Consider the following 991-nt stretch of genomic DNA (forward strand, 5'->3'; position numbering starts at 1 on the left):
CGATACCAATTTGTATTTGGGTTCAGTGTTGCATCTGAGTCATTACAATCGCTACTATTGCTAACATAATTATTCGGCTTGTTGCTGTAATAAACGGATACAGATGGATTCCCGAAAGTATCACCATCACCATCATAATAAAAATTCTGTGGTGTAATATTTGTTATGTTGGCTGTTGAATCATTAATATCTAACGCATTTCTAACATATCCTCCAGCAGGTTGTGTACATTGTTTTACTATCAAGGCTGAATTTCCAAAAGTATCGCCATCAGCATCACGATACCAATTTGTATTTGGGTTCAGTGTTGCATCTGAGTCATTACAATCGCTACTATTGCTAACATAATTATTCGGCTTGTTGCTGTAATAAACGGATACAGATGGATTCCCGAAAGTATCACCATCATTATCCTGATAAAAATTCTGTGGTGTAATATTGGTTATGTTGGCTGTTGAATCATTAATATCTAACGCATTTCTAACATATCCTCCAGCAGGTTGTGCACATTGTTTCACTATCAAGGCTGAATTTCCAAAAGTATCGCCATCAGCATCGCGATACCAATTTGTATTTGGGTTCAGTGTTGCATCTGAATCATTACAATCGCCGCTATTACTAACATAATAATTCGGCTTGTTGCTGTAATAAACGAATACAGATGGATTCCCGAAAGTATCACCATCACCATCATAATAAAAATACTGTGGCGCAATATTGGTTATGTTAGCTGTTGCATCATCAATATCTAACGCATTTCTAACATATCCTCCAGCAGGTTGTGTACATTGTTTCACTATCAAGGCTGAATTTCCAAAAGTATCGCCATCAGCATCACGATACCAATTTGTATTTGGGTTCAGTGTTGCATCTGAGTCATTACAATCGCTACTATTGCTAACATAATTATTCGGCTTGTTGCTGTAATAAACGGATACAGATGGATTCCCGAAAGTATCACCATCACCATCATAATAAAAATACTGTGGTG

Annotated in this window: 1 pseudogene; it reads right to left on the reverse strand. The window is 36.8% G+C overall.

Annotation, left to right across the window (positions count from 1 at the left end):
• Positions 1 to 991 (reverse strand): annotated as a pseudogene (locus ACWA1B_RS22350) (DUF6443 domain-containing protein); the annotation flags it as partial.

The organism is Flavobacterium xizangense, assembly GCF_054075145.1.